This window comes from Waterburya agarophytonicola KI4, assembly GCF_020640915.1.
GTDB classification, from domain to species: domain Bacteria; phylum Cyanobacteriota; class Cyanobacteriia; order Cyanobacteriales; family Xenococcaceae; genus Waterburya; species Waterburya agarophytonicola.
On record NZ_JADWDC010000043.1, the window covers coordinates 16,903 to 41,233 of the forward strand.

A 24,331-nucleotide genomic window follows, 5' to 3' on the forward strand; every position below is an offset into this window, starting at 1 on the left:
CCCGATGGCAAAAAGCTTGTTTCCGCCTCTGAGGATGGGACTGCTAAAGTATGGAATCAGCAAGGTGAATTACTTTATACTTTGAACGGTCACACTGATGATATTTATACGCTAGTGTTTAGTCCCGATGGCAAAAGGCTTGTTTCCGCCTCTGGGGATGGGACTGCTAAAATATGGAATCATAAGGGCAATCATATAAAGTCTATACAAAAAAGACAACCAAAAGATGAATATGATGGATACTACCAAGGTATAGAATTTAGTCCTGATGGTAAATCTTTTGCTATTGTTAGTCCAGACAACACAATTGAGGTGTGGGATTTCCAAGGTAAATTACTTTACACTTTGAGTGGTTATCAAGACCGTATTACCGATTTAAAATTTAGTCCCGATGGGGAAACTATTGTATCTGCCTCTGGCTTGAAAACTTTTAAAATTTGGAGTAACAAAGGAGAATTACTTCATACTTTTGGTAGTAATCAAGAAAATATTAGATTCTTTTATTTTAGTCCTGATGGGAAAACTATACTCTCTTCCTATTCAAAAACTTTTAAAATTTGGAGTAACAAAGGAGAATTACTTCATACTTTCACAGAAGGAACTTCCGAAGTTATTTTCAGTCCTGACAAGCAGATGATTGCCTCTGCTAGTTCTGATGGCACAGTTAAACTCTGGAGTCTCGAAGGCAAACTGCTACAGACCTTCAAAGGTCACACAGCCAAAGTTTGGAGAATCGCATTTAGCCCTGACGGAGAGATGATTGCCTCTGCTAGTTCCGATAAAACAGTACGGTTATGGAATGTGGTAACAAGTGAAGAAAGTGCTGTTTTACGTGGTCATCAAGATAAGGTGACTGAAGTTAAATTTAGCCCTGATAGTAAAGGCATAATTTCTGACGACAATTTTGAAACTAAAGTCTGGAATCTCCAGGGTAATCTATTGCAATCCTTTCCGACTGATTCTGTTAATCATGGCTTACTTAAATTTCATCCCAACGGAAAGACTTTTGCTTCTGTTGGCGGTGACACAATCAAAATCTGGAAGATCAAAGATAATTTACTTCAGGCAATTGAAGGGCATACGGATGAAGTTTGGGATATAGCATTCAGTCCTGACGGACAGATTATTGCTTCTGCTAGTAGCGATAAAGTCAAGCTTTGGAATACCGAAGGTAAACTACTGCACACCCTTACTGGGCATACAAATACTGAGCCACACCAGAAAGTTTGGAGTATAGCATTTAGTCCTGACGGGCAGATGATTGCTTCTGCTAGTTCTGATAACGCAATACGGTTATGGAATCTTGAGGGTAAACTACTGCACACCCTTACTGGGCATACGAATAATGTTGTGAGTGTGGCATTCAGTCCTGACGGAGAAATGATTGCCTCTGCTAGTTCTGATAACACAATACGGTTATGGAATCTTGAGGGTAAACTACTGCACACCCTTACTGGGCATCGGGAAAATTCAGAAAAAATTATTTCACTAGCATTTAGTCCCGATAATAAAACTCTTGCTTCTGCTGGTGAAACTCAGATTAAAATTTGGACTCTAAATGGTAGATTACTTAAAAATCTTCAACTCAATAAGCCAAACAAACTTGTAAAAAGAAATCCTGCTGAATTTTATTCCATTCGTTTTAGTCCTAATGGAAAATATCTAGCCTCAATACGTGGAAACGGAGAAGTTAATGTATGGAATTCAGAATACAACATAGTTCAATCATTTCAAACATCCCAATTTACTGATCTTGTTGACAACAATGCTGAGATTGATTTCAGTTCTGAAGGACAGATGATTGCTTCTAGCAATGATAATAAGACCATCAAACTATGGAGCAATCAAGGTAAATTAATTTATACCCTTACTGAGCATTCAAATAATGTTCGGCATCTAAAATTTAGTCCCGATCATAAAGTTCTTGCCTCTGCTGGGCGGGACAAGTTAATGTTATGGGATTTTGACTTAGACAATGTACTAATGAAAGGTTGCCTGTGGGCTAAGGATTATCTCAGCAATAACCAAAATATCAGCAAAGAAGACAAGGAGATTTGTGAAGGGCTTTAGACCCTTGGTAGCTAGTCTGTTTGTACCTGCGGTGCATTGGTGTGGGGGCAATGGGTTACGTCAATTAAATCAACTAGATAATGTGTGGGTTAGATATTGGTATGTGTTGTTTTAGGTAAAACCAAAGTACAAACACACAAAACTTCTGAGTTAATTAACCTTTATCAGAAAAAGACCAAATTCCGTTGTTCAGAATCCAGTTACGAAATTCATCGAAAGAAAATTCATCCCAGGTGAACTTACGACTAGCTACAACATCGAAATTGTTTTTCCCTGCTTTAGCTATTTGACTGAGATATTTGTTTGAGCTGACAGAAGTTTCATCAATTGCAATTGTGATTAAAGCCTCAAATTCCTTCTCAAATATACATATCTCAAGTTTAAGTAAAGAACAGAGATGAGTTACATTACGATTTTCATATACCAGAGGATATGAACGAGATGAATTCTGATTAACGTTCATTACATCATTAACAAAACGCCAAAACAGAAATTCAGAACGGGTCATTGATTTGTGGAACATAATAGTTTCCTCTACTTAGTGTCTTGAATCCCTTGAATAGAGGCATTTAAGAAATAACAATAAATTCAATGAGTTACTGTTGTTTTGGCATTCAAGACACCAAGCAAAGAAAAATCAACTTTCTTTCCCTTATCTGCAATAGTAACGACACTGCTTCAGTTTATCTGACATAGAACGCTCAAAATCTTTTATATAGGTCGTTCTCGTCCTCTGTCCTGCTCCTTCTCTTTGGCAATTTCACGTTTGCGCCATTCAGCTATTCTTAGCTCCTTAGCCTGTTCTTCGCTGATAAATCCCTTCTTATGGGCAATGAAAATGTTGTAATATTCATTCTCCTCTCGCTTCCTCTGATTCAAAACCCGATCTACCTGCTGCTTCTTCAGCAATCCCAACGCCTGATAGGTATTGAGAGTGAATTTGCTGGCATTCATAATTCTTGAATCCTGCTGGATTAGAAGATGCTGCTGACGGCTAATATTGCCCTTCATATATAGCCTGAAAGATTTCTTCTGAAATTTCTCAAACTCCCGCTCTTTCTTCTTAAACTTCTTATCTAGCACCGCTTGGCGTTTCTCCCGATGCCATAAGATAATTTGTCTGGCTATCTCTATTACCTTTTGGGTTTTAGTCCTATCTTTAATAGTGGAAATTGCTTTGGCTTTATCCGTCAGGCTAAATTTATCGGCATCCTGTTCGTTAGCCTGGGCATATTTCGCCAGAAACAAATCTGAAATAGCTTTTGCCCGATCTACCGATAGCTCCCCGTCAGCTACCTTGATAGTGGCATTGAGGACATGGTGTTTGTTAAATGATTCATCCTTACGTTTTGCCAGCACAGCAGCAATCTCATTATCGTAGCTGGTTGAGCGCATAGTCTTTGCTTTCTGCTGGTTAATCACATTTTTGAGGCTACAGCCCATTTGTTTGAGTTCCCTGCGCCACCGACGCTTTAATTCACCGATATCCTGGTTGTGGTCTTTAGCCTGACGCGATTTAAGGACAACATTGCGAATTTGAGCAGCACTCATATTCTCTTTGGTTTTTTCTTTAATCTCCAGACTGCGCTTGCTAAAGTGTTTGGTAACTTTTCCCGATATGCCGTGAATGCCAAAGCTACAACCAGAGTCATTGGAAAATTGGCGATCGAAGGTTTTGATTCCGTATTCCTTTTCCAGCGATCGCCTGAGATCGCTTAAAAAGATTTGCCCTGCGGTGTAACGTGCCTGGAGAGTCTTTTTACCATCGACCGCACCATAGCCTTTACCGTCTAATCTTTCTCCACTGTTGATTTGGACGCAGTGCGTATGAAGCTGCATATCTTTCGCTCTGGAGGTGATGTGAGTGAAACAAGCAAAGGTTGACTTTGCCTGATGCCAGAAGGTTTTTCTACTGCCGTCGGGCTGAGTCTCTGTGCTGCGAGTATAGGTAGCATTTTGGTCGAGATAGTCCATTGCTTTCTTGGCAGCCTGATTGTGGAGATTCACCAGCTTTTCTGATTCGTGTTCGGGCAGCATCATCATCAGAATAGAAACGTCTTTGGGCGCACTAAAGCAATGATCGTAAGCTAAGGTTGGATTGTGTTTTTTCTCTTCTCCAGTTTTTTGATCGACATAGATTCTGACGGTACTACCGCCTCTTCTCATAGTGGTATTGCCATCGGGAGATAGACCATTAAATAAGTTTTTCAAGCGAGAATCTTGGTGCTTAATATCATCAGTATCGATGCCAAAAGATTGCGCTCCCGACCCATAAAAGAAACCAGGAGCTTCGCTTTCTGAAGCATAATATTTTTCGTGCTGATTATTTAGGTAGTAATTAGCTCTACCTCGATGAATTATCCCAATGCTGTCCATTTTCTAAAAACGTGGCGATTTGACTTAATTGTGGGTGTTTGGAGTCTTATTTGTCTTTCTTCTACCACGCTACCATGCGTGCAAATGTGTCAGGCGGGATTCGAGTCGAAGCCCGCCGTTCTTATGGTTTTGGTCTTGGGGTTTTTCGCGCTCGATTCGGGCGCGAGTCTTGCCTCAAAGTTACTCATGAGTAACTTTGAGGCGGAGAGCTACTTGGTAGCTCGATGGACTTTTTTCTGGGGAGAAAAAAGTCTTTTAAAAAATTGGAAAAGATAACTTTTCCATGATTTTGCCCAACAAAAGCCCCTCACAAATGGGGCGTTCACAGTGGGCAAAATTGTGGTCAAGTTCGACTTTTATGAATGACTTGTTCAATGGCGAAGCGGTTGAAAAGTTGTTTATAAAAGTTGACCTTTTCAAACTTGATGACGTTGAACAGGAGAAATAGAAATGAATCGCATTGAAATGGGAGAGGCTCTAGGTATTGACCTGGCTGAATTTACGGGTACGACGAGCTATCATCGCTGTAGTCCTTACTTCCCTAATGTACTGCTGACCGATGGCACGAGGTACATGGGAGATAAGCTGGGTTGTTTTTGGCTCTTTGACCTGATTGGGCTGCTACAAAAAACGCCCCGCATCGCCAAGCACCCCGAACTACAACGGCTTCAGTTTTGGCATCTGTTGGTTGCCGATGATGCTTCGGCAAAACTTAACTGCGAGTGGGACAAGGACGAACTTGTATATTCCCACGAGATTCCTTTTACCGATTTTCCTACCACTCCAGAGCCTCTTTGTCTTTATTCGCAACGCCTAGACCTTCGAGTCGTTGGAGAGAAAGGAATCGGTTGGGTAATTCATCTTCCTTCGGAGTATTAACTATGGAAACTGATATTTATGATGGGGAGATAGAATTTACTCCCGAATATTCGGCTAAGGATCTACTGGAATTGGAGCGTGAGATAAGCAGTCAAATGGATTATTGTCTTGAGGCTTGTTTTATGTCGAAAGAAAAAGCGAAAACCTTTGAAAAACGGTTGACGATTTTTGAAAGGTATTTTTGGGGTTTATTTTTCCTGGTTTTTCTGTATGTGGTGCTGGATTTATTGGGGGAATTAGGGGTTCTGATTTGACTTACCACAACGTAGTTGTGAAACTGTCTCAATCCTGCATGGTTCGAGGATTTAAGGTGATGAAGGAGCGACTTGGGTAGAGCCACCCCAACATCGAAGTTGAACAAGAGACTATAGGATTACTTAATTGACCGAACATTTCAAGCAAAATATTGCTATTTCTATTATTTTTTCAGTCTCTACTTCTAGTAGATAATTCCCAGAACCTTACTTTATAAGTATCTAGGTTATCTTGGTGTAGAAATTTGTGGGTTAAGGGATGGGTAAATACGAGAAACTACTACAAAGGATTCTTACGGGAACATCCGATAACAATATAAAATTCGCCGAACTATGTCAGTTACTTGAGAAACTCGGCTTTGAGAAAAGAGTTAAAGGCGACCATTTCATCTTTACCAGAGATAATGTAGAGGAAATAGTTAATATCCAGCCCAAAGGTAGCAAAGCCAAAGGCTATCAGGTTAAGCAAATTAGAAACCTAATTGTTAAATATGGTTTAGGAGATAGTAATGTCGGTTAAATATGAATTGATTATTTATTGGAGCGATTCAGACGACGCTTTTATAGTAGAAGTCCCAGAATTACCTGGATGTATGGCAGACGGTCAAACCTATGTAGAAGCAGTGACTAATGCTGAGACTATCATCCAAGAATGGATTGATACGGCTAAAGAGTTGGGACGTGATATTCCTACTCCTAAAGGACGATTACTTTATGCTTGAGTAGGTTTTTTAGAACTGCTGTCAAATATTTCCCTAAAAGCAATCATTGGTTCAGAAAAGTGATTATTGTTTTGAAAATAGTAGTTCTTCTCCAGACTAGCTATAGCCAAGAGACTGAACTGAAGGTGATTTTGGCTAATTTAACATAGGCTTGAGATGAAGTTTTATCACGGGACTTCCGAACGCTACCTCCAACAGATTTTGAAGGATGGTTTGCAGCCCAGAGGTGGACGATATGGGAACTGGGAGAAATGCCCCTCACGAGGCGACTGCGTGTATCTGACTGTCGCCTATGCTCCCTATTATGGCTACTTTACGGCTAATAAGGAGGAGCGGATTGTTGTTGTTGAAGTTGATTCTAATCTATTAGATCGAGTAAATCTGCTTCCAGATGAGGATTACATAGCTCAAGCGAGTCATGAAAGTGCTATCCCTGGATCGACTCTAGAGGAGAGGACTATCTGGGTTCGCGACAGGCTACACACTCTCGGTAACTATCAGGAAATGAGTCTCAATGGATTGGGCAATTGTTGTTATCGTGGGGCTATTCCCTTAGAAGCCATCACTCGGATTGCGATCGCTGCACCAGATAAGACGAATCATCTATGCTTGATGGCAGCAGATCCGACGATTACTCTGATGAATTTTGCTTTGATGAGGAAGGTCTATCAGAATTTGACCAGGGCTTTTGCAGGGTATCCTGTGGAGGCGAGAACGCTAATTCTTGATTGTGTGGCTACCCTGCGCGAGAAGATTGATGCTGAGAAGTTTGCCGAGTATTTGGATTTGCTTCAGGCAGAAATGGAAACGATTAAAGTGATGGATGTTGAGGCATCGCGAGCGATCGCTGTTTGAGCTATGGTCAAGGCTTAAAACAAATTGGCTCTTATATTTTCAGTATCTTTATAGTGCCGTAACCTTGCAAATATAGAACCTCCAACTAACACATGAAGGTTCTTGCAATACTTACTTTATGCTGAATTATTGCGAGTCTGGCAGCAATTCAAAATAATATCCTTGTTGGGGATTAGCTTTAACCTTGACTAAAGCGGTTTCAATTGTGCGATCGCCAGATGGCAAAAACTGAAACTGATTATTAGATCCATCAATGGTTAATTGTGAATTTCGTAAAATATCTTTTAAACCCTCCCTGGTATTGTTTTGTTGTAAGCCCAAAGAGATCGCTTTAGTAGCGTCATAAGAAGTCCCAGTACGCCAAGTAATTGGAGCATCTTTTCCCCAAAGGTCATAAGCCGTAGTCATGAATTCTTGAGCAGAATCTTGTTGATAATGGAAGGGTACAGGTAAAACGACTCCATTTAAGTCTCCCTGTCCAGACTGGGTTATTTTAGAAGTATTGAGAGAAAAAGTACCTAGTAAAACCATTTTCCAATTGTTGGCTCTGGCTAGGTCTATCGCTCGATTTAATTTGTCGATATGAGGTGCTAGCAATACCGCTTCTGCTCCACTGGAAATTATATTGTTAACCGATATTTCCCCATTAAAGTCAGGTGTAGCAAAATCACATTGAGTATTAACATAGTTACCTCCCCTAGCTATTAGTGCAGGAATGAAAGCGTCCTTGAAAGTGACATTATCGGGAGCTTGAGAATCAAAACAAATCGCCACATTTCTTCGTTTGGCAATATTTACCACATAGTCAGCTAAAGCATCTGCCATCTCCTGATTAGTTGGTGCGGTACGAAAAATATAGTCGCCAAAGTTAGACAACTCTTCTGTTGTGCTAGTAGGAGTGATCATCACCATGCCATTTTGCTGATACACTTTTGCCCCTGCCAAAGACGCATTTGACGCATTTGAGCCAATGACTGCTAAGATTTCAGAATCTTTCACTAATGCTTTGGCTACCTGTTCGGCAATTTCGGTATTGTTTTCATCATTAACGATTTGAATCTGTAATTTAACCCCTTGCAGAATTAACTCCGTTTGTGCCTGAGCAATACCCCTGAGCATTTCCTGTGCCACATCTAAATTTGAGCCGATAGGAACAATCGCAGCAACTTTAATCGGTTTTTGATGGGCTACTTGAGCATTATTTAGATAAATTCGTGTTTCAGGGTCGTTAGGATATTTAGTGAGGGACTGTTCAAAATATTCTTGAGCAATAGCAAACTTTTTCTTACCATAGGCAATAGTCCCATCTTTCTTTTCAGCCGTGAAATTTGCTGTAATGAGCATTCTCTCCCCCAAACTGAAACGTTTGAATAAAGATAATTCACGACCAGAAACTACTGGAAATTTTGACACTGCCTCTTTGAAAGGATGGCTGTCATTTTGAAAGTTGACGGACTGAAATTTAAACCATCCCAACAGACCCAGAGCAAATAATAAAATAAAAACAATAGGAGGAGGAGCTTTTATAGATTTCTTGCTCATGATTCTTGCTGACTATTTAAATTTTTAAATCTTTTCTCGATCTCAGCTTCAAGAGATAAGGCATCGATCTCATCTGCTAGTACATCATTGGGATTTTCCGTTAGTTCTGCTTTAGCTTCTTCGAGCAAGGCTCGTTTCTCAATACCATTTTTTGCTTCGGCAAATTGCGATCGCGCTGAGTCCAAACCCCACTCAGTAGAAATTCCCCCCATCTCAGCCATTGCTTGATTTACCAGAGTTAAAGATTCTAAATTCTCTAGTTCTAATTTATAAGCTTCTAACTTTTCGGTTTCTCGCTTTAGCTTCGCCTTAGCTTTATTCATAGTCATTTGTGCTGCCCCTACCCGTTCGCTTAACTGGGGTAGGATTTTTTCAATAGCGATTGCCTTAGTGATGGCTAGTCTGGCTGCCTCTTCATTACCTTTGTTGTGAGCTAGCTGTGCCTGTCTTTCTGCTTCCTGATAGTCTTTAAGCTTATTGTTATACTGCTGTTGTGCCAGATTATAGGTAGAAACTACCTTTGCTACAGCAGTTGATAATTGAGCAATCGATTCTTGCATGGAGACAATCGATTCTTGGGCTACTTTCTGTGCTACTTTTCCACCTGCTTCAAGAGGCATTCCCCAGAGGCGTTTCCACAATGCTACTGAAATTCTGCCTGCTGTTTCCCCTAGTAGCCAATAGGTAATTTTTTTAGGATTTACCTGTTTCATTATTTTTAAGTTAATTATTTGTTGTATTACTACTTAACTTAAAAACAATATTTGTAATTGCCAATTCATATTATTCATAGCTTTTTTTTTAAGATTTCATTTTATTCATTTATTGCTATTCACGAAATCAATAAGATGATTCAATAACAAGTAGGTAATTATCAGCATTCTTGCTCAAATAAATTCAAAACGATACTAGACATGACTTTTTTAGACAATTGCCATAGCGATATAGATCGAGGAATAAAAATTATAAATAGATTTCTTGAGCAAAATAAAAATTTAAAATTAACTGAGATTGAACAAGCAATTATTCATGGTTCTTTAGCAAGGCTAACTTATCAAAATATGCAGCAGCAAGAAAAACAGTTAAATTTTTATACTGTAGAATATATCTCTCGTAACTTAGCTTTTGACTTATGGAATAAACTAAGTGCTGCTGCTCACAATTCTCAGATATTCGATCCTGAATATAGAATCAATAAAAAAAAATTGTGGCATTTTGTTGATCGGATAAATCAATTACAAGAAGAAGACAATTTTGAATTAATTGATATTCCTGGGGCAACAATGGAAGGAGAGAAGTTACAGGATCGCTATGAAATTGAGGAACATTTATTTGATCGCGATTCTGGAGAAAGACACTTTAGGGCAATTGATCGTTGTTTAAGAGATAAACCTTGTTTAGTCATTCAACGCAACCACCAAACACCAAAAATCAGGAAGCAGTTTGAGAGAGAAGGAGAAGCTTTATCTCATATTGGCAAACATTATCAAATACAAGAATTATTGGCTTATTTTACTCAAGATCGCTCGCTTTACTTAGTTTACGAGCAAATAGAAGGCAAAGCTCTAACCGAACTACTTACAGAAGAACCTTGGCAGGAATTAAAAGTCAAAGAGTTACTGCACAGTCTATTAACAGTTTTAGTGTTTATTCAGGAGAAAAATATAACTCATCGCAATCTTAATCCTGACAATATTATTCTCTCAGGGAATAAATGGGTTTTTACAGACTTTGCCACTATCAAAGAAGTTAATCTCCAAGTAAATTCTTTATCTCACAGTACTTTTGCTGAAGGGATGAAAGATTATATGCCCGCCGAACAATTAATGGGAATGACTACTTTTGCCAGCGATATTTACGCCGTTGGGATGATTGCCATTCGTGCCTTAACAGGGATTCAGCCACATCAATTCAAGATAAATCCCAAGACAGGAAATAAAGTTTGGCGTAAATATGCTGAGGTTAGCGATCTCTTTGCAGATACGCTCGCTCGTGCTGTTAGCTATCATTTTGGCGATCGCTATCAGTCAGCACAAGAAATGTTAGAAAACATTAAATGATTTAGCTGTAATTCAAATATCTTTAATCACAAATTATAAAATACCTCTGATATAACCTCATGTACTCAGTTGGCTGTATGTCCTTTGGTATAGGCGATTTAGTTAATAACCGTTACAGAATTATTCGATCTTTAGATAGTGGCGGGTTTGGAACTACATATTTGGTAAGAGATACTAGCGAGAGCAATCAACCTACTTCTGAGGTAGCACTCAAACAAATTAAATTATCTCAATTAGATAACGATCAAAGCACCTCCGATGTTGAATATATTGAATATATTGAAAAATTAGAGCGCGAATCAGATGCTCTAGAAAGATTAGGAGCCGAATCATCTGATATTCCTAAATATCTAGATAGTTTTTATGAAGAGAATTATTACTATATTGTTCAAGAGTATATTGAAGGATCAAGTCTCAAGGAAGAAATTATATCTGGAGTAAAGTTCTCAGAAGAAAACGCAATTTGTATTCTTAGAGAAATATTGAACATATTAATATTTGTTCATCAAAACAATGTTATTCATCGAGATATCAAACCTGCTAATATTATACGTCGTAAAAGTGATGGTAAATTAGTTTTAATTGATTTTGGTGCGGTCAAAGAAATTGCTACAGAACAGATGAATAATTCTGGGATAAAACGCACCAGGATAATTTGTTCTGATGGATATACTCCTGTCGAACAGCGTAGTGGTAATCCTCAACCAAATAGCGATATCTATGCTTTAGGTATCATGATTATGAAATCAGTAACAGGATTCTCAATCGCTGCAATCCACGATTCCAATCATTTCCCATTGAGAGATCGAAGATTTAATTATCTTTGGGAAGAGCACGCATCTCATACTAGTTCTGGATTTAAAAAGATAATATCTAGAATGATTCAATATCATTTTGACGATCGCTATCAAAGTGTTGAGGAGGTTCTAGAAGCTATAGAAGAATTAGAATCACAAAAACCTGAAGAGACTACAGACGATAGAGATAACAAAGATCTACAAGAACCTGAAAATATTAATGAAGAACAGCAGCAACCTGAAATTGTATCTCCCTCAGTTGAAGAAGTAGTAGAACCCATTCAAGTAGATGTTCTTCAAATTGGCGAAAATCCAGGCAATTATAATATAAGCCAAGAAGATGTTAATAGTGTTCAAGGAGGGTCAGAAAGCATAATCGATTCTGAGCCACCTATTAATCCTAAACGAAATCCTGTTATTAACTTTTATAATCAACATCGCCGACAAATCAAGTTCATTGCTCTAAGCACCTTTGCTTTATTAGGAGTAACAACAACTGCTTTTATTTTGGGAAGTAATCAAAAAGTTTGCTCTTTAAAATTAGGTGATTCATACAGCTGTGGGGAGGAAGTATTAAATCCATCATCTGTGGCTATTGGTAGAGATCGCGCTGCCGAGTTTTTTTTAGAAAAGAATTATAAACAAGCTTTAGAAAGCTTTCAAGAAGTATGGGGAGATCATGGAGATCCTGAAAGCCTTATCTACTTAAACAATGCGTTACTTGATGCTTATAAAATCGAAACTGAAACTATTGCGATATCAGTTCCTTATAGTTTTAAAACTAGTTCAATGGTCAATGGAAGTACACTCAAAGGTTCTGATATCTCCAAAGATTTCCTCAGAGGTATAGCTCAAGCGCAAACTCAAGTCAATCTAAGGTTATCCAACTCTAATTCTGAAATCGAACAAGAATTAATTAAATTTAACTTTTTACCTGATTTACAGATGGGTCTTAATAAAGGTCTAAGAGTTGTTATTGCTGATGACGCTAATAAAAAAGGACAAGCTATAGAAGTTGCCAATCCAATTGCTGATAATAAAAATATTGTAGGCATAATTGGTCTTTACGCCAGTGGTAGAACTCTTGATACTATTAGAATTTATAATAAAGGCAACTTGCCTCAAATATCATATGGAAGTACAGTCAGAAGTCTTTCTAAAAGAATAGGAGATAATTTTTTCCGTGTTGTTCCCACTACTGAACAAGAAGCTGCCGTTATAGAAAACTATATTAATAACTATGATCTAGAAGAAAAAAAAATTGCAATTTTCTATAATCCCAGGAGTGACTATAGTACAGATTTAAGAGATGCTTTGATTGATAAAATTGGTGAGAGAGGAAACGCTACTGTTGTAAAAAAATTCAGTCATTTTGACCTTGCTGATGAAGAAAATTTTTCTACAAAAGCAGCACTGAATGCGATAGATAACGACCAAGAAAATGAAATTAATATTTTTTTGGTATTACCAGACGGGCTAACAAGTAATGCCTTAGCTAAGGCTATTGAAATAATAGAAGTAGACAAGGGAAAACGCTTAATTTTAGGTGGAAATCCTTTAGTTAATTCAGAGGTTGAAAGTATTAACACAGATATTTCAGTCAACCTAATTGCAGCTACTCCTTGGCATCATACAGATAAAAATTCAAATAGTGATTTTAGTAAGCAAGCGTTTGAATTATGGAATGAGAATGTTAATGGAAATACAGCGATGGCTTACGATGCAACTAGAGCTATGATTGAGGCAATTAATAGACAAGAAAAACCTACTAGGCAAGGAACTATTGATAAGTTAAATAATCCACGTTTTTCTGTACCTGGAGCATCTGGGGATATAGGATTTAATACTTCTAACACTGGTAAAAAAAATGGAGATCGCAAAAACCTCAGTCCTAAACTAGTACGTCTCTCTAAATGCGAAGGTAGAAGTCGTCACTTTGTTTCCATATCTCTTAATGATACTCAAGTCAAAAATTTAGTTTGCCAAACAGAATTTTAATTTTCCTTACAGACCAAAATTCACCATTAGGGGGAGATCTAGTTAGGGGTAAAATTTCGACTGCCTTAAGAAACTACTCTTTATCTAAACGCTTTTTAAATTCAGGAATTTCCTGAGCAGACACGATCTTAACCTTGCCATTTTTATCGCTAACAGCAATAGATTCGCCTTTTTGATGATGTGTGTTTACAGCGTTATCGGGGTCGCGCCGAGATACATGTTGAAACGTGCCACATCGGATTGAAAGCATTGATGTAAATGAGTTTCAGGAACAGACTTTTCACATGCTCTTTACGTCTGATAAATGTTATTAGCAGACATAATTCAACGAAAAAATAGGGTTTTAGGTCTGCTAATGTTCCTCGTAAGCCCTATTTTAAATGTCTGCTAATGTCTTTGGAGAAAAATAATACCAAGCAGAATATAGGTTAAAGCTTTATAAAATAAGTCTTTCAAGCTTACTGCCATCTAGATTATTTGTGATCGCGATCTTACTGTATAAAATCAAACCCTTACACAGTAATAGTTACAAGGAGATGTGGCATGATTTTACGTGTATCTCGGCGCGACCCCAATTTTGATTTGATTTGAGAGGTGGGGTGTGTTGATCACAATTAGTCGTAATGGATTACTACTTACCAGAACACGCCACAAAACCTAACCTATAAAAACACCACACCCATATTTTGCTGTTAAAGAAAACAAGGAGAATCACTCGCTTTTATTCATCTTTATTCATCATGGCGATCGAGGCGAGACTTACGAGATTTTGATTTTTTCTGGAGAATTTCCTTAACCTCGGCAAATAGGGTCTTCATTCCTTTCTGATATTCTGGATTTCGGCGTTCTTCATCTAAAGACTTCCAATCGGGATGACGAGCTAGGAATTCCTGGTAGTAATTTTCCTGTGCCTCTGATAAGTTTTTCTTATCTTGGTTTGAGCGATTTTCTGCGGATTCCTCCCCATAAGTTTTAGTTATGTGTTCTGGATTGGATTTATTATTTTTCTCTTTTTTTTCAATCTCCAGATTATCATTTTCAGTCTCAATTACCTCGTGGGCATCCTCAGTCCATAAATCTTCGGCAAATTCAGCATCAGATTCAAAACCCTTCATATAGGGGGAGGTGTGATCTATTTTTTTGATTTGACCACTGGGCAAGGCTTTTGGAGGTTTTGCTTGGCAGTTTGGTTGACGCACTACATCAGGGGGTGTGACCCAATCTTTAGATTCTTTTACTGGACTGATTTCTAGCTGTATATCTTCTTGTACTATATTATTTTGAGATTTTTCGGAATTGGATTCTGAGATTTCTGAAGTATTTTGTGTTTCGGAATTTGGTTCGGGTTGAATATCTGCGATCGCAGGTTGAGTTCGTTCTCCGTCAAATTTGGGATGCCATAGGGGAAGATAGGCTAGTTTTTTTAAGGTGCGTTCGCTAAATGCTTTACCAAATAACTTTTTACTAGTCTCGCGCAGCAATTCAAGACGTTCTCCTACTTTTTTGGGTAAGGCGATCGCCTGTTCGATTAGATGAGCTAGAGTTTGTTTTAAACGCTCCTGACAGTTTGTAGCACGCTCTAGGTTAAGTTGGCTGTTTTTGACCGTTTGCTGCCCTTTCTCGTTAATTTCTTGATAGGAAGTATGACGAGTAGGATTAGTTCCTAATGCCCACCAAAATGGTTCGATGATTCTTGCCCAATGATGGCATTTTTTTATTATTTCATGCTGGTGACGGCAGTATTGTTTGTATCCTGGCAGGTTGGTAATGGTTTCTACCATGTACTGCTGTAATTCTATGCCTTCTAGAGCTTTAAATACTCGTCCGTATTTGCCTATTTCACGGATGAGGTCGTTGGTTTGTCCAAAATCGGTAAATCCTTCGTTAATCAGAAATTCGGTATCTTCTTGCCACTCTCTGACTTTGCTTTTACTACTAGTCCGAATGAAGCGATATTTTCTTTGATAGTACCAATCCCTTGAGATGGATAAAACATCTCTCAATCGCCCCATATCTTGATTCTGGGCAGCCCAATTCATTTGGTCGAGGAAATCCCCTAATCCCTCAGAATAAGGGGCTAAATCGTCGTCTAATAGTCTCGACCCTGTATTTGGCTGTAAGGGCAAACGATGACCGTTAAAATGGCTAAAATCAGTCCCATTTTGATTCTCTTTGTAGAGCTTAGTATTGGGAAATAGTTCTAATTGCCCCCCTTTGACTTTAAACCCCGCTCCTTCTACTGCCATACGTAAGGCACAGGCTAAGTCAAAACTATTTACTTCATCGGGTAGGGGGAAGTAAATGTGTAATCCATCAGTCCAACTGGAGAACAAAATTACAAAACGACACAAGCCAATAAGCTCAAAAGCAGCACAGAGGTCGCTAAATGCTTGAGGATTGTTGAAAAAATGCAACAGGCTGGAGCGATCTAAATCGACCATGCCGTATTTTGTGTACTGTCCGAAGCGGACACCAAGGAGCTTTTGGCTATCTTGAAACCTACGCCACAATACGCGGGGTTGGAGCTTGTAGTTTTTGATGGTTTGCCAGTCTTTTGTTCCCACAGGGGCGGTAATAAAGTCCCAATGATGGCAAAAGTACTGAAAGAATTCTTTGGCATTGGGATTGGCAGGGAAAAGAAAATCGTTGGGCATTTTTCTTTACCTCCAGCCTTTTGCAGAAAGTAGAGATCCACTTTCTGTCAGCACATCAATTTTACGGTACTTAGAAGACTCATTTTGGGCTATTAACCTAGAGCAACGATGATTTCTTCGGACAGCCCTAAAAAAGCCCGTATTTTGCTCTATTTTGAAGACTCGCTTGAAAATGGAATGTACTAACTGAAAAACGACCATCTAGCATCACAAAGGTTCAAAGACTACGAAATAATGCCAGAGATCGAAAGTTCGTTTTTTGAGTTGGATCTATATTGATCAAATATATATTGATCGGGTTTGTTTTAAAACGCTGAAATGCTTGCTGCATATGGATCGGCAAAATGAGTTTATGGCAGCATCAGGATGCAGTTTATGGCAGCATCAGGATGAGTTTATGGCAGCATCAGGATGCTTTTGTTTTAACCTCCTAAAGCATATACATCAGTGCTTTGGGTTCATTTTTTTCATCTTTTTTATTTAAAACAAATTTTCTTTTAAGAAACGTAAACTATTGGCTTTAGCGATCGCCAATAATTGAAAGCTGTGCGAGAAAGAAGAAGCCTTTAAAGCTCACTGACTAAAGGATTTATCCAATACAAATTAAAAAGAAAAGACAAAACCTTGCTGCACCACTCTAGAAAGTTTGTGGCAGTATTAGGAGGCTCTTGTTTTAAAGCTACAATCTTCACCCAGCAATAGTTAGAGCCTATTTTATTCTTGTTCTTAAAACAAAATTCTTGTTTTAAATTTCCAGAAGCTTACCTATCTTAGTTCTGAGCTTCTTATTAATCGAACGTTTATCTCGTTCAATCAAAGAAACTAAATTTTGGGATACTCCCAGAAAACCAGCAAGCTGACCTTGACTCCAGCCTTTTACTTTTCGAGCATTCTTGATTTGAGTTCCTGTTACTGCGATGGCTTTGCCTGCTGACTTGTTTGTCTTCTTTTTTGAAGATGAAATATTTTTGGGCTTGACTAGTTTTGGTTGAGTTTTTGCAGCTAGCAATTCTGGAATTGGTGCAGGTGGATGGATTGTTATCTTGGCAGCTAGTAATTGCTTGAAGTAACCTCGCGGTTTTCTGCTCTTGCTGTCGGGGCGTAATACTTCTGGATAAGTACCTGGGTCAAACTCAATTTGAAATGCTCTTTTCAACTCAGATAGAACTTTTAAAGCATGATTCCAACGATTAGTGAGTTTACGAGCTTTGTCAAAGTTGTTCAAAGCTTCGTCAATAAAGGTTTTGGGCAAAAGTGCTTCGAGTAAGGTTTGTACTTTATAAGTTCCACTAATGTGGAATCGACTTTCCACCGTTAGATGAAGCCCCAAGCGTAATGCCAAATCATCTCGATAAGGATCGATTTTGAGAATATCTTGAGCCAAATAACCAAATTGATATAAAGCTTTCCTCGCTTCGCATCCAGCTTTGTTTAGAAAACTACTTGTCCACAAACCTGGACGAACTGTAATAATTCCTTCCTCTGGCTGTTCGACTTTACCATGTAAATTTTGTTGTCCGACTAGATGAACTCGAACATTCCACATTCGAGAAACTTCTACACTCGCCATCAATCCACCTTTTCGGTGTCTACCCTCAACCCAAGTAGCTTGAACAGTTATACAATCCAAAGCAAAGGCGTGTTGAGCTATGGTTTTAATCTTTTCATACTTTGGATAATCGTTGTTGTTCCAAGCAATTTCCTCAATCAGATCGCTAATTTTGAGATTAAATTCATTTACCCAAGGCTGTTCTTGGCGCATAGTATGAGCAGCAAAGATTAGATGCAGTTTGGCAGTATTAGTGCCAAATTTATCAATAATCTGTAAGGCTTCATTCCAGGGTAAGAGGGATATATCACCAGGACTAGTAATATAATGCTCGATTAAATTTTTGGGGTTTCCTTTAGCACTATGTAAGAAGTATGCAAGTCCTGAAGGGTCTTCAGACCATAAATCCTTTCTTAACTGTGCTTTAAGACTAGACACTATTGGAGCAGAGGTAGCAGCAGGAGTAAAATACTCATTTTCCTTGCATAAAGGTGGTTCGGTGTTTGGTAAATCGGGAAGTTTACTCACTTCCATTATATTCAATGGAGCAATATTTGTTTTTGTCTTGCTCGTCCCAATGGAAGTAGTTTGTTTTCTTGCCATCCTGCTCAATCTAAAATTGGAGTGTCACAGATCGTCTTGCTATTGGCTAAAAAAGCAGAGGTGTATTTCTTAGTTATTTTTTCCAGCCATCTCAGTTTAGCTTTCATGGTAATAACAGGGTTGGAAATAACGATTATCTTAAATATTGATTAGCTATTTATTGCGCTATCAGATCGAATATCTTCGTTGTAGAACAATAGAAAAAGAGACCCAGTTAAAAACGATTATGAATGTTACCAAAATAGAGAGAGAATCAACGGAAAATGCTTTTGTCGGGACTTGGCATATTGATGAAATGTCCGAGTGGGACGAGGATTATTTCAACATGGATGTTCGAGCCTTTATTGAAATTCAGTCCAATAGTTCTGGAGAATTTCAGTTTGGTCTGGTCAGTGGCAGTGTTGATGGCTATATCGAAAATATCAGAGGAAAAGAAAGACTTTCCTTTAGCTGGGAGGGCTGTGATGAAATGGATGAAGCTAGTGGTAGCGGTTGGCTGGAATTAGAAAGTCAAGACAAAATTCAAGGCGAGATCGCGTTTCACTATGGAGATCGTTCTACATTTGCAGCCCACAGAGCTGACTAGAGTTTTTTTGGTTATGGAGACAGATTTTTGAACAGATGTACTTGGGTAAAGAATGACCCCCTAGAAATTGCTTATCACGATGATGAATGGGGCGTTCCCATAACCGATGACCAAAAACTGTTTGAATTCTTGATTCTAGAAGGCGCACAAGCAGGGTTGAGTTGGAGTACGGTTTTGAAGAAGCGGGAGAACTACCGCCAAGCCTTTGCTAATTTTGACCCCGAACGAGTAGCTCAATTTAACGAACAGAAACAGCAAGAGCTAAAACAAAATTCTGGCATTATTCGCAATAAACTCAAAATTGCCTCAGCAGTAACTAATGCTCGTTTATTTCTCGATATGCAGGCAGAATACGGCAGTTTTGCTAGCTATATTTGGCAATTCGTAGGTAATAAGCCAATTCAAAATCACTGGGAGAATCTAGAACAAGTTCCTGCCACTACTCCCCAGTCTGAGGCGATGAGTAAAGAGTTGAAGAAACGAGGATTTAAGTTTGTTGGTTCTACTATCTGCTATGCCTTTATGCAGGCTACAGGAATGGTAAACGACCATACAACAGATTGTTTTTGCTATGAGAAGATTAAAGCTATGAAGTCTGAAATTAATGTTGGGCATTAGCCAACCAAGCTAGTAAATCTTCACGGTTAGAGAAATCGAGTAAAACGTCCCCTAAAGCTTCTAGCTGTTCTACAGACAAGGCATTAATGCGAGTTTCTTCTGATTTGATTTCACCAATGCGACGCTTTAGTAAATGTAAAATCAAACTCACTTGACCCTGCGGTCTTCCTTGTGCCAACCAATCTTGATAGATTACGGACTCCTTCATAAAGTTCTATCACTTAGTTAGAAAAATTAAACTTACGAACATTGCCCTGCTCATCTAAGATGCCAGCTTCAGTCAAGGAACGGATAATATACTCCTTGGAGGTATCATTTAACTCTACTTGAGTGAGATGAGCCTGTTTTGGAGGATTTGATTTTACTGGTTTGCCCTGTAGAGCAGCTAATCTTCGTTCCAGAGTTTCTTGTAGGTCAAACATATAGAATCCTTAATCTAAATTACTAGCAAACCAAGCCAATAAATCATCGCGACTAGAAAAATCTAATAAAGCATCACCTAAAGCTTCTAACTGTTCTACAGATAAGCCGTTAATGCGAACTTCGTCTTCTGATTCAATTTCGCCAATGCGACGTTTTAATAGACGCACAACCAAAATGGCTTGTCCTTGTTGTACTCCCTGTTCTAAACCCTCTTGTACGCCTTGCTCTTTAATATCCTGATAGATTACTGAATCCTGCATAATTTCCTCCCGTAAGACGGCACTAATCACGTCCTTCTTTAAGATACTAAATTAGAAGTTAGATTTTTTGAGTTGTCGAGACGATGAAGAATCCATTTGGTAAGAAGTACCCCAATATTGCCCGTTGGGTGGAAGAACATGAAGGGGTGCTTGAGCTTGGCTGGCATGAAGATAATCCCATGAATTCCTTCATTGCTGCCTTTGATTGTGGAGGAGATGCTTGGCATGGCAAAGAAAGCTACGAGAGTATTGATGCTGCGCTACTGGATGCGGATAATGCTTTGGCAAGAGTTTTGAAGGATATTTATGGAGAATAAATTCTGGAGATTAAAAAGTTATGTCAATCTTGGTAGCAGGGTTATTTTCTTGGGAATTGAGAACGTGGGTATAAATCGCAGTGGTTTTAGGATCGTTATGTCCGAGTAAATCCTGCACCTCTCTAAGAGAAGAACCACTTTGAAGGCTTAATGTCCCAGCAGTATGACGAAGACTGTGGGGTGAGAGACTTCGTTCCAAATCAGTATGTTTTAGATTGCATTTTTCCAGATAACCATCAACAACATGACCAATGCCACTTCTCGACAATCTTTGACCGTAACGACGGTTTGAGAGTGAAAGCACCAAAGGAGAGGCTGAATCTAGCTTTTCTTTGGTGGCATTACGACAGGCGCGATATTGGACTATTTCCTCTGCTAAATCGGGTCGTAAAAGGACTGTTCTAATGCTATTTTTACCATCCAACTTTAGATAATGCTGACCGTAAGATTGGCTAATGTCTCCTAGACTAGCCCGATACATTTCTACACTGCGACAGCCCTGGAGTGCCATACAGCCTAAAAGAATGCGATCGCGCAATACCTGTACTTGTTTTGTTTTATCTCCTCGAATCTTATAGGTAGGGGCGACGCTATCAAACACCTGCTGTAGCTCTTCCTCAGTCAAATACTTGATGGTGCTAGCAACTTCTCGTTTTTCCCTTGGTGCTTTCACTCCGATAACTGGATTGTCCTTAACCAGTTTCTGGGCTAAACAAGCAGTATAAAAATGCTTGATGGATATTAGAGACAAACGAATCGTTGGGGATGTTTTACCGCCATCAACCAAATGTTTGCGGTATTCTTTAATATTTTCTTTAGTAACTAAAGCAGGATAAAACTCTCGCTCTCTACACCAACTAAGAAACCCAGAGGTTCGACTGCGATAGGTTTTAATCGTATCAACGCTGGCATTACCATCAGCAATAGTTAAGTTAAGATATCTCTCAAAACAGTCAACCATTGCCTTAACAGTAGGTAGAGTAAAGACTGTTGCTAGATTTCGAGGGCTAGATGATGAAAAGCGGTCGCTTTTTAAGCGTCGAATAGGCATGGTTTGAAGTAGAAAGCTTAAAAAAAGCTTACAGCAAATCAAACACAAGGGTAAACAAGTTATTTTTCGTAGCCAAAACTTGCTAGTAGCAATTTTTTGGCTAAAATTTGTGGGCTGGCACTCTTAAATGACGAATAAATGTCGATTCCCCCAGAAATTCAATCTATTATAGACCGCTTAAATTTAGAATTAGAAGAAATCGAGCGAGAGGCGACAGAAGGTTTAAACTTAATTCGACCAATCTTATCTAGCTTTCCAGATAATGTTATATTGATTCAATTATTTGCCTCCCTCAGTAACTTTTTACTCTTTGTAGAAATCTCTGAGCGAAGGATCGAGATCACTATCAATCGTATTTCGAGTGATGATGTAGCCAATTCCATAATTTCAGAAGTCGGCGAAGATTTAGGGACAGAGTTAGGCAGAGCTTTAGAAGCTAAAATAAGTGTCAGAAGAATTATTTCCCGTTTGCAGGAACTACAATGAAGCAATTACCAGATGAAAAGACCCTGCTATCTTTGCTCGAACTAGCTCAAGATGCCGAACAGAAAGCTAAATCTTTGTGCGATTTAACAGCAGAAATTGATGAAAAATGGCGAGTTCGTTTGGAGTCAGAGCATCAAGTAGCAATGCCAAAATCTAATGGTGAGTCTAGTTGATAAGTTTACAGGATAGAATTCCTGTTATTTGCACTAAAAGTTGTAGAATTAGTGGGTAATCGCAGCTAGCTGGAGCATATTGCAGCTTGTATGTTCTCTCACCACAAGAAGCGGAACTTAGGGATAAATTAGAGCATCAGGTACGGACGGGTTTCGTACTTCGAGGTCAGGCATTAAGGAGTATTAAGCGACTTCAGTTGTATCGCGATCGCTTCGATAACTTTGAATCTTATTGTGAAGATATTTTTGGTTTTACAATGCTTTATATCGAGCGTTGTATGCTTGCTGCTGAGACTTATTATTCGATCGAGAAATATTTAAAGACCAATGGTCTAAATGACCCTTTACCTACGAAACAAAGGCAGTTAAGACCAATTTTTCAAGCTCATTTGAACCCCATTGAAGCTGGCGAAGTTTGGGTAATGGCAGTGAATATAGCTCTAGGTAAAGTGCCACCTGCATCTGTAGTTAAATCCGCAGTCAAATCCTACCTACATCAGAAATATCCGCCGATTAATCCTTTTGCCGAAGGTGAAATCTGTCGCATTAAATCTGGAGTTTCAGGCAAGCAGAATTGTTGGTGCGTCGTGGCAGAAGTAAAGAGAGATGAATGCGTAGTAGATACTTGGAACGATCGATTTGTGGTTTCGGTAGATGACCTGATGCCCATGAAGTTTACCCATGATGAGTCAGAGCAAATGCTGGACTTAGGGGAGAGGATGACTGCACTGTCTGAGGTGGTCGAATTGGATGAAGCTGCTCTATGTCTTTTAAAGTGGTTAGAAAAACTCAATCGTGCGACTCTTAATTCACTGGAGGAGCGACTTCTCAGGGTAATTGAAGATGAGTATTTGGATTAGGTTGAGGGTCAAGGTGGAATAGCTAATTAATGAAGATAACCGATCGAAGGAAATAGCCCATAACACTCCCGAAGACTGAATTTAGGTTATAAATAATGACGAATATTAACCGTCAAGAGGTTACTGAGTATTTAGCAGATTATGGAGTGCCAGAGTTTCTGATTGACCTGATTTGTGAGGATGAATTGGGAGACGAACTGGTTAAGGGTTGGCATAATGCCCAGCTTGAGTGTCGTTACAAGGTGCTATCTGCCATTGAACGTTTAGATCTATATGCTGATGATCGCAGAATTGAGAAGTTTATCTGGGATGCCGTCACGGAACATCCGCGATTGTTTACTTCCCACGAACGGGAGTACCTCAAGGCTAATCAAAAGTTTCGAGGCGAGGTTCTGGCATGGTATGAATCATCCCTTAGTGACGGTTCTTGGTCGTCAGAGAATGTCAAGCTGATGCAGGAGCTTCAAAAAGAGGCTGCGGTAGCTACTGTGTTGTCTGATGCGGAAATATCTCGTCCAATCTGGAGCGAGGAGCAGTATCGGCATAATCTAGGCATTACAGAGTTTCAGGCGACAGAAATGGCTCGTATAGCCCGTATCCCTACCCAAGAGAGGTCAGGAGAGGATTGGCAGTACACTGAGGCAATCTGGCAGCTTGGTTGCTTCCATGCTGTGAGTACTTCTGGCTTCTAGCCAATGGCTTGAGGACTGATAAAGGTTAGTTTCTTTTCAGTCTTCGTACTTTGTTTCTATATCTTCAAGCACTGTAAGGAAGCCCTATCGGGCTGTATGTTTTGTGGGGTGTTAGGCAACGAGACACCCCACACCCCAACGTTGTGCCTGTCGTTAAGAGTGCGCGGGTTCGGCAATTAATCGGCGATCGCTCTTTATTCCTGGCGCACCCTTAATTCGCTTCGCCAACAGGCTGTAGGAATGATAAATTTCCGATTATCTTCTTTCTTCGTGCGCGTTAGCTTTGGTATTATCGTAAAAAAGACTGGCTGATATCTAACCCATTCGTCTACTCTAATTACTAATATGATTAGTTACCAAGTAAATCAATGGAAGTCTGCATCGTGGCGTAGAGAAACTCGTTATTATTATTGCGAGCTAAAACAAGATTTGTTTGGTGAATGGTTGATCGTGCGCTCTTGGGGTGATATTCGTTCCAAAAGAGGACGGCAAATGGAAAATAGATG

26 protein-coding genes are annotated in these 24,331 nt (G+C 39.1%); 15 read left to right on the plus strand and 11 right to left on the minus strand.

All coding sequences use genetic code 11. The features are described 5' to 3' along the window. Positions 1-2,070 (plus strand): WD40 domain-containing protein (locus tag I4641_RS15760; protein ID WP_229641515.1); only part of this gene is annotated, 2,070 nt, incomplete at its 5' end. Positions 2,071-2,224: 154 nt separating this feature from the next. On the opposite strand, the gene I4641_RS15765 is transcribed toward I4641_RS15760, so the two are convergent. Both I4641_RS15765 and mobF read right to left on the minus strand, forming a co-directional pair. Then, the gene (locus I4641_RS15765; protein WP_229641516.1) at positions 2,225-2,593 is read right to left on the minus strand and encodes a hypothetical protein; all 369 of its coding nucleotides are present in this window, start codon (positions 2,591-2,593) and stop codon (positions 2,225-2,227) included. 188 nt (positions 2,594-2,781) lie between these two features. After that, entirely contained in the window at positions 2,782-4,446 is a 1,665-nt protein-coding gene (mobF, locus tag I4641_RS15770) for a MobF family relaxase (protein ID WP_229641517.1), read from the minus strand. Positions 4,447-4,896: 450 nt separating this feature from the next. Between mobF and I4641_RS15775 the strand changes: the two genes are divergently transcribed. The 5 genes from I4641_RS15775 to I4641_RS15795 all read left to right on the plus strand — a co-directional run bounded on the left by I4641_RS15775 (position 4,897) and on the right by I4641_RS15795 (position 7,156). Next, positions 4,897-5,325, plus strand: a complete 429-nt coding sequence (locus I4641_RS15775; protein ID WP_229641518.1) for a DUF6876 family protein — start codon at positions 4,897-4,899, stop codon at positions 5,323-5,325. Between the two features lie 2 nt (positions 5,326-5,327). Further along, entirely contained in the window at positions 5,328-5,579 is a 252-nt protein-coding gene (locus tag I4641_RS15780) for a hypothetical protein (RefSeq protein WP_229641519.1), read from the plus strand. A gap of 259 nt (positions 5,580-5,838) precedes the next feature. Then, a complete protein-coding gene (locus tag I4641_RS15785) occupies positions 5,839-6,099 on the plus strand; it encodes a type II toxin-antitoxin system HicA family toxin (protein ID WP_229641520.1) in 261 nt (86 codons plus the stop codon). Beyond that, positions 6,089-6,301 carry a type II toxin-antitoxin system HicB family antitoxin gene (locus tag I4641_RS15790; protein ID WP_229641521.1) on the plus strand — a complete coding sequence of 71 codons (213 nt, stop codon included), beginning with the start codon at positions 6,089-6,091 and terminating at the stop codon, positions 6,299-6,301. The genes I4641_RS15785 and I4641_RS15790 overlap by 11 nt, the downstream gene beginning before the upstream one ends. Positions 6,302-6,457: 156 nt before the next feature. After that, the gene (locus I4641_RS15795; protein WP_229641523.1) at positions 6,458-7,156 is read left to right on the plus strand and encodes a hypothetical protein; all 699 of its coding nucleotides are present in this window, start codon (positions 6,458-6,460) and stop codon (positions 7,154-7,156) included. Positions 7,157-7,282: 126 nt separating this feature from the next. On the opposite strand, the gene I4641_RS15800 is transcribed toward I4641_RS15795, so the two are convergent. Together I4641_RS15800 and I4641_RS15805 are read right to left on the minus strand one after the other, a co-directional pair. Continuing rightward, complete coding sequence (locus I4641_RS15800) at positions 7,283-8,698, minus strand: ABC transporter substrate-binding protein (protein ID WP_229641524.1); 1,416 nt, start codon at positions 8,696-8,698, stop codon at positions 7,283-7,285. After that, positions 8,695-9,411, minus strand: coding sequence for a PspA/IM30 family protein (locus I4641_RS15805; RefSeq protein ID WP_229641526.1), 717 nt, complete (start codon positions 9,409-9,411; stop codon positions 8,695-8,697). Before I4641_RS15805 ends, I4641_RS15800 begins: the two co-directional genes overlap by 4 nt. Positions 9,412-9,612: 201 nt before the next feature. Here I4641_RS15805 and I4641_RS15810 point away from each other — a divergent pair, with 201 nt between their 5' ends. Then, the gene (locus tag I4641_RS15810; protein WP_229641527.1) at positions 9,613-10,758 is read left to right on the plus strand and encodes a serine/threonine protein kinase; all 1,146 of its coding nucleotides are present in this window, start codon (positions 9,613-9,615) and stop codon (positions 10,756-10,758) included. Between the two features lie 77 nt (positions 10,759-10,835). Further along, entirely contained in the window at positions 10,836-13,553 is a 2,718-nt protein-coding gene (locus I4641_RS15815) for a bifunctional serine/threonine-protein kinase/ABC transporter substrate-binding protein (protein WP_229641528.1), read from the plus strand. A gap of 73 nt (positions 13,554-13,626) precedes the next feature. Here I4641_RS15815 and I4641_RS15820 read toward each other — a convergent pair whose 3' ends face one another. From I4641_RS15820 to I4641_RS15830, 3 genes are all read right to left on the minus strand, one after another. Next, the gene (locus I4641_RS15820; RefSeq protein WP_229641530.1) at positions 13,627-13,803 is read right to left on the minus strand and encodes a hypothetical protein; all 177 of its coding nucleotides are present in this window, start codon (positions 13,801-13,803) and stop codon (positions 13,627-13,629) included. Positions 13,804-14,284: 481 nt separating this feature from the next. Further along, positions 14,285-16,207: a hypothetical protein gene (locus I4641_RS15825; protein ID WP_229641531.1), complete on the minus strand. Its 1,923-nt coding sequence runs from the start codon at positions 16,205-16,207 to the stop codon at positions 14,285-14,287. 745 nt (positions 16,208-16,952) lie between these two features. Continuing rightward, positions 16,953-18,359: a helix-turn-helix domain-containing protein gene (locus I4641_RS15830; RefSeq protein ID WP_229641532.1), complete on the minus strand. Its 1,407-nt coding sequence runs from the start codon at positions 18,357-18,359 to the stop codon at positions 16,953-16,955. Between the two features lie 226 nt (positions 18,360-18,585). Here I4641_RS15830 and I4641_RS15835 point away from each other — a divergent pair, with 226 nt between their 5' ends. Together I4641_RS15835 and I4641_RS15840 are read left to right on the plus strand one after the other, a co-directional pair. Then, positions 18,586-18,945 carry a hypothetical protein gene (locus I4641_RS15835; protein ID WP_229641533.1) on the plus strand — a complete coding sequence of 120 codons (360 nt, stop codon included), beginning with the start codon at positions 18,586-18,588 and terminating at the stop codon, positions 18,943-18,945. Between the two features lie 27 nt (positions 18,946-18,972). Further along, a complete protein-coding gene (locus I4641_RS15840) occupies positions 18,973-19,563 on the plus strand; it encodes a DNA-3-methyladenine glycosylase I (protein ID WP_229641534.1) in 591 nt (196 codons plus the stop codon). Here I4641_RS15840 and I4641_RS15845 read toward each other — a convergent pair. From I4641_RS15845 to I4641_RS15855, 3 genes are read right to left on the minus strand one after another with little or no spacing between them, the layout of a single operon-like run. Next, entirely contained in the window at positions 19,547-19,771 is a 225-nt protein-coding gene (locus I4641_RS15845) for a DUF4351 domain-containing protein (RefSeq protein ID WP_229641536.1), read from the minus strand. The two genes, I4641_RS15840 and I4641_RS15845, sit on opposite strands and share 17 nt — an antisense overlap. A 13-nt stretch (positions 19,772-19,784) precedes the next feature. Then, on the minus strand, positions 19,785-19,985 hold the full coding sequence (locus I4641_RS15850; RefSeq protein ID WP_229641537.1) for a hypothetical protein: 201 nt from the start codon (positions 19,983-19,985) through the stop codon (positions 19,785-19,787). Between the two features lie 9 nt (positions 19,986-19,994). After that, a complete protein-coding gene (locus tag I4641_RS15855; protein WP_229641538.1) occupies positions 19,995-20,246 on the minus strand; it encodes a DUF4351 domain-containing protein in 252 nt (83 codons plus the stop codon). Positions 20,247-20,329: 83 nt separating this feature from the next. Between I4641_RS15855 and I4641_RS15860 the strand changes: the two genes are divergently transcribed. Beyond that, a complete protein-coding gene (locus I4641_RS15860; protein ID WP_229641540.1) occupies positions 20,330-20,563 on the plus strand; it encodes a hypothetical protein in 234 nt (77 codons plus the stop codon). A 10-nt stretch (positions 20,564-20,573) separates the two neighbouring features. On the opposite strand, the gene I4641_RS15865 is transcribed toward I4641_RS15860, so the two are convergent. Next, positions 20,574-21,614 (minus strand): tyrosine-type recombinase/integrase, encoded by a 1,041-nt coding sequence (locus I4641_RS15865; protein ID WP_304956532.1) that lies wholly within the window; start codon positions 21,612-21,614, stop codon positions 20,574-20,576. Between the two features lie 138 nt (positions 21,615-21,752). On the opposite strand from I4641_RS15865, the gene I4641_RS15870 reads away from it, so the two are divergent. The 4 genes from I4641_RS15870 to I4641_RS15885 all read left to right on the plus strand — a co-directional run bounded on the left by I4641_RS15870 (position 21,753) and on the right by I4641_RS15885 (position 23,825). Beyond that, complete coding sequence (locus I4641_RS15870) at positions 21,753-22,100, plus strand: restriction endonuclease subunit S (RefSeq protein ID WP_229641541.1); 348 nt, start codon at positions 21,753-21,755, stop codon at positions 22,098-22,100. Further along, positions 22,097-22,273: a hypothetical protein gene (locus tag I4641_RS15875; protein ID WP_229641543.1), complete on the plus strand. Its 177-nt coding sequence runs from the start codon at positions 22,097-22,099 to the stop codon at positions 22,271-22,273. Before I4641_RS15870 ends, I4641_RS15875 begins: the two co-directional genes overlap by 4 nt. An 86-nt stretch (positions 22,274-22,359) precedes the next feature. After that, complete coding sequence (locus I4641_RS15880; RefSeq protein WP_229641544.1) at positions 22,360-23,133, plus strand: hypothetical protein; 774 nt, start codon at positions 22,360-22,362, stop codon at positions 23,131-23,133. A gap of 95 nt (positions 23,134-23,228) precedes the next feature. Continuing rightward, positions 23,229-23,825 carry a hypothetical protein gene (locus I4641_RS15885; RefSeq protein WP_229641545.1) on the plus strand — a complete coding sequence of 199 codons (597 nt, stop codon included), beginning with the start codon at positions 23,229-23,231 and terminating at the stop codon, positions 23,823-23,825. Positions 23,826-24,331 lie beyond the last annotated feature (506 nt).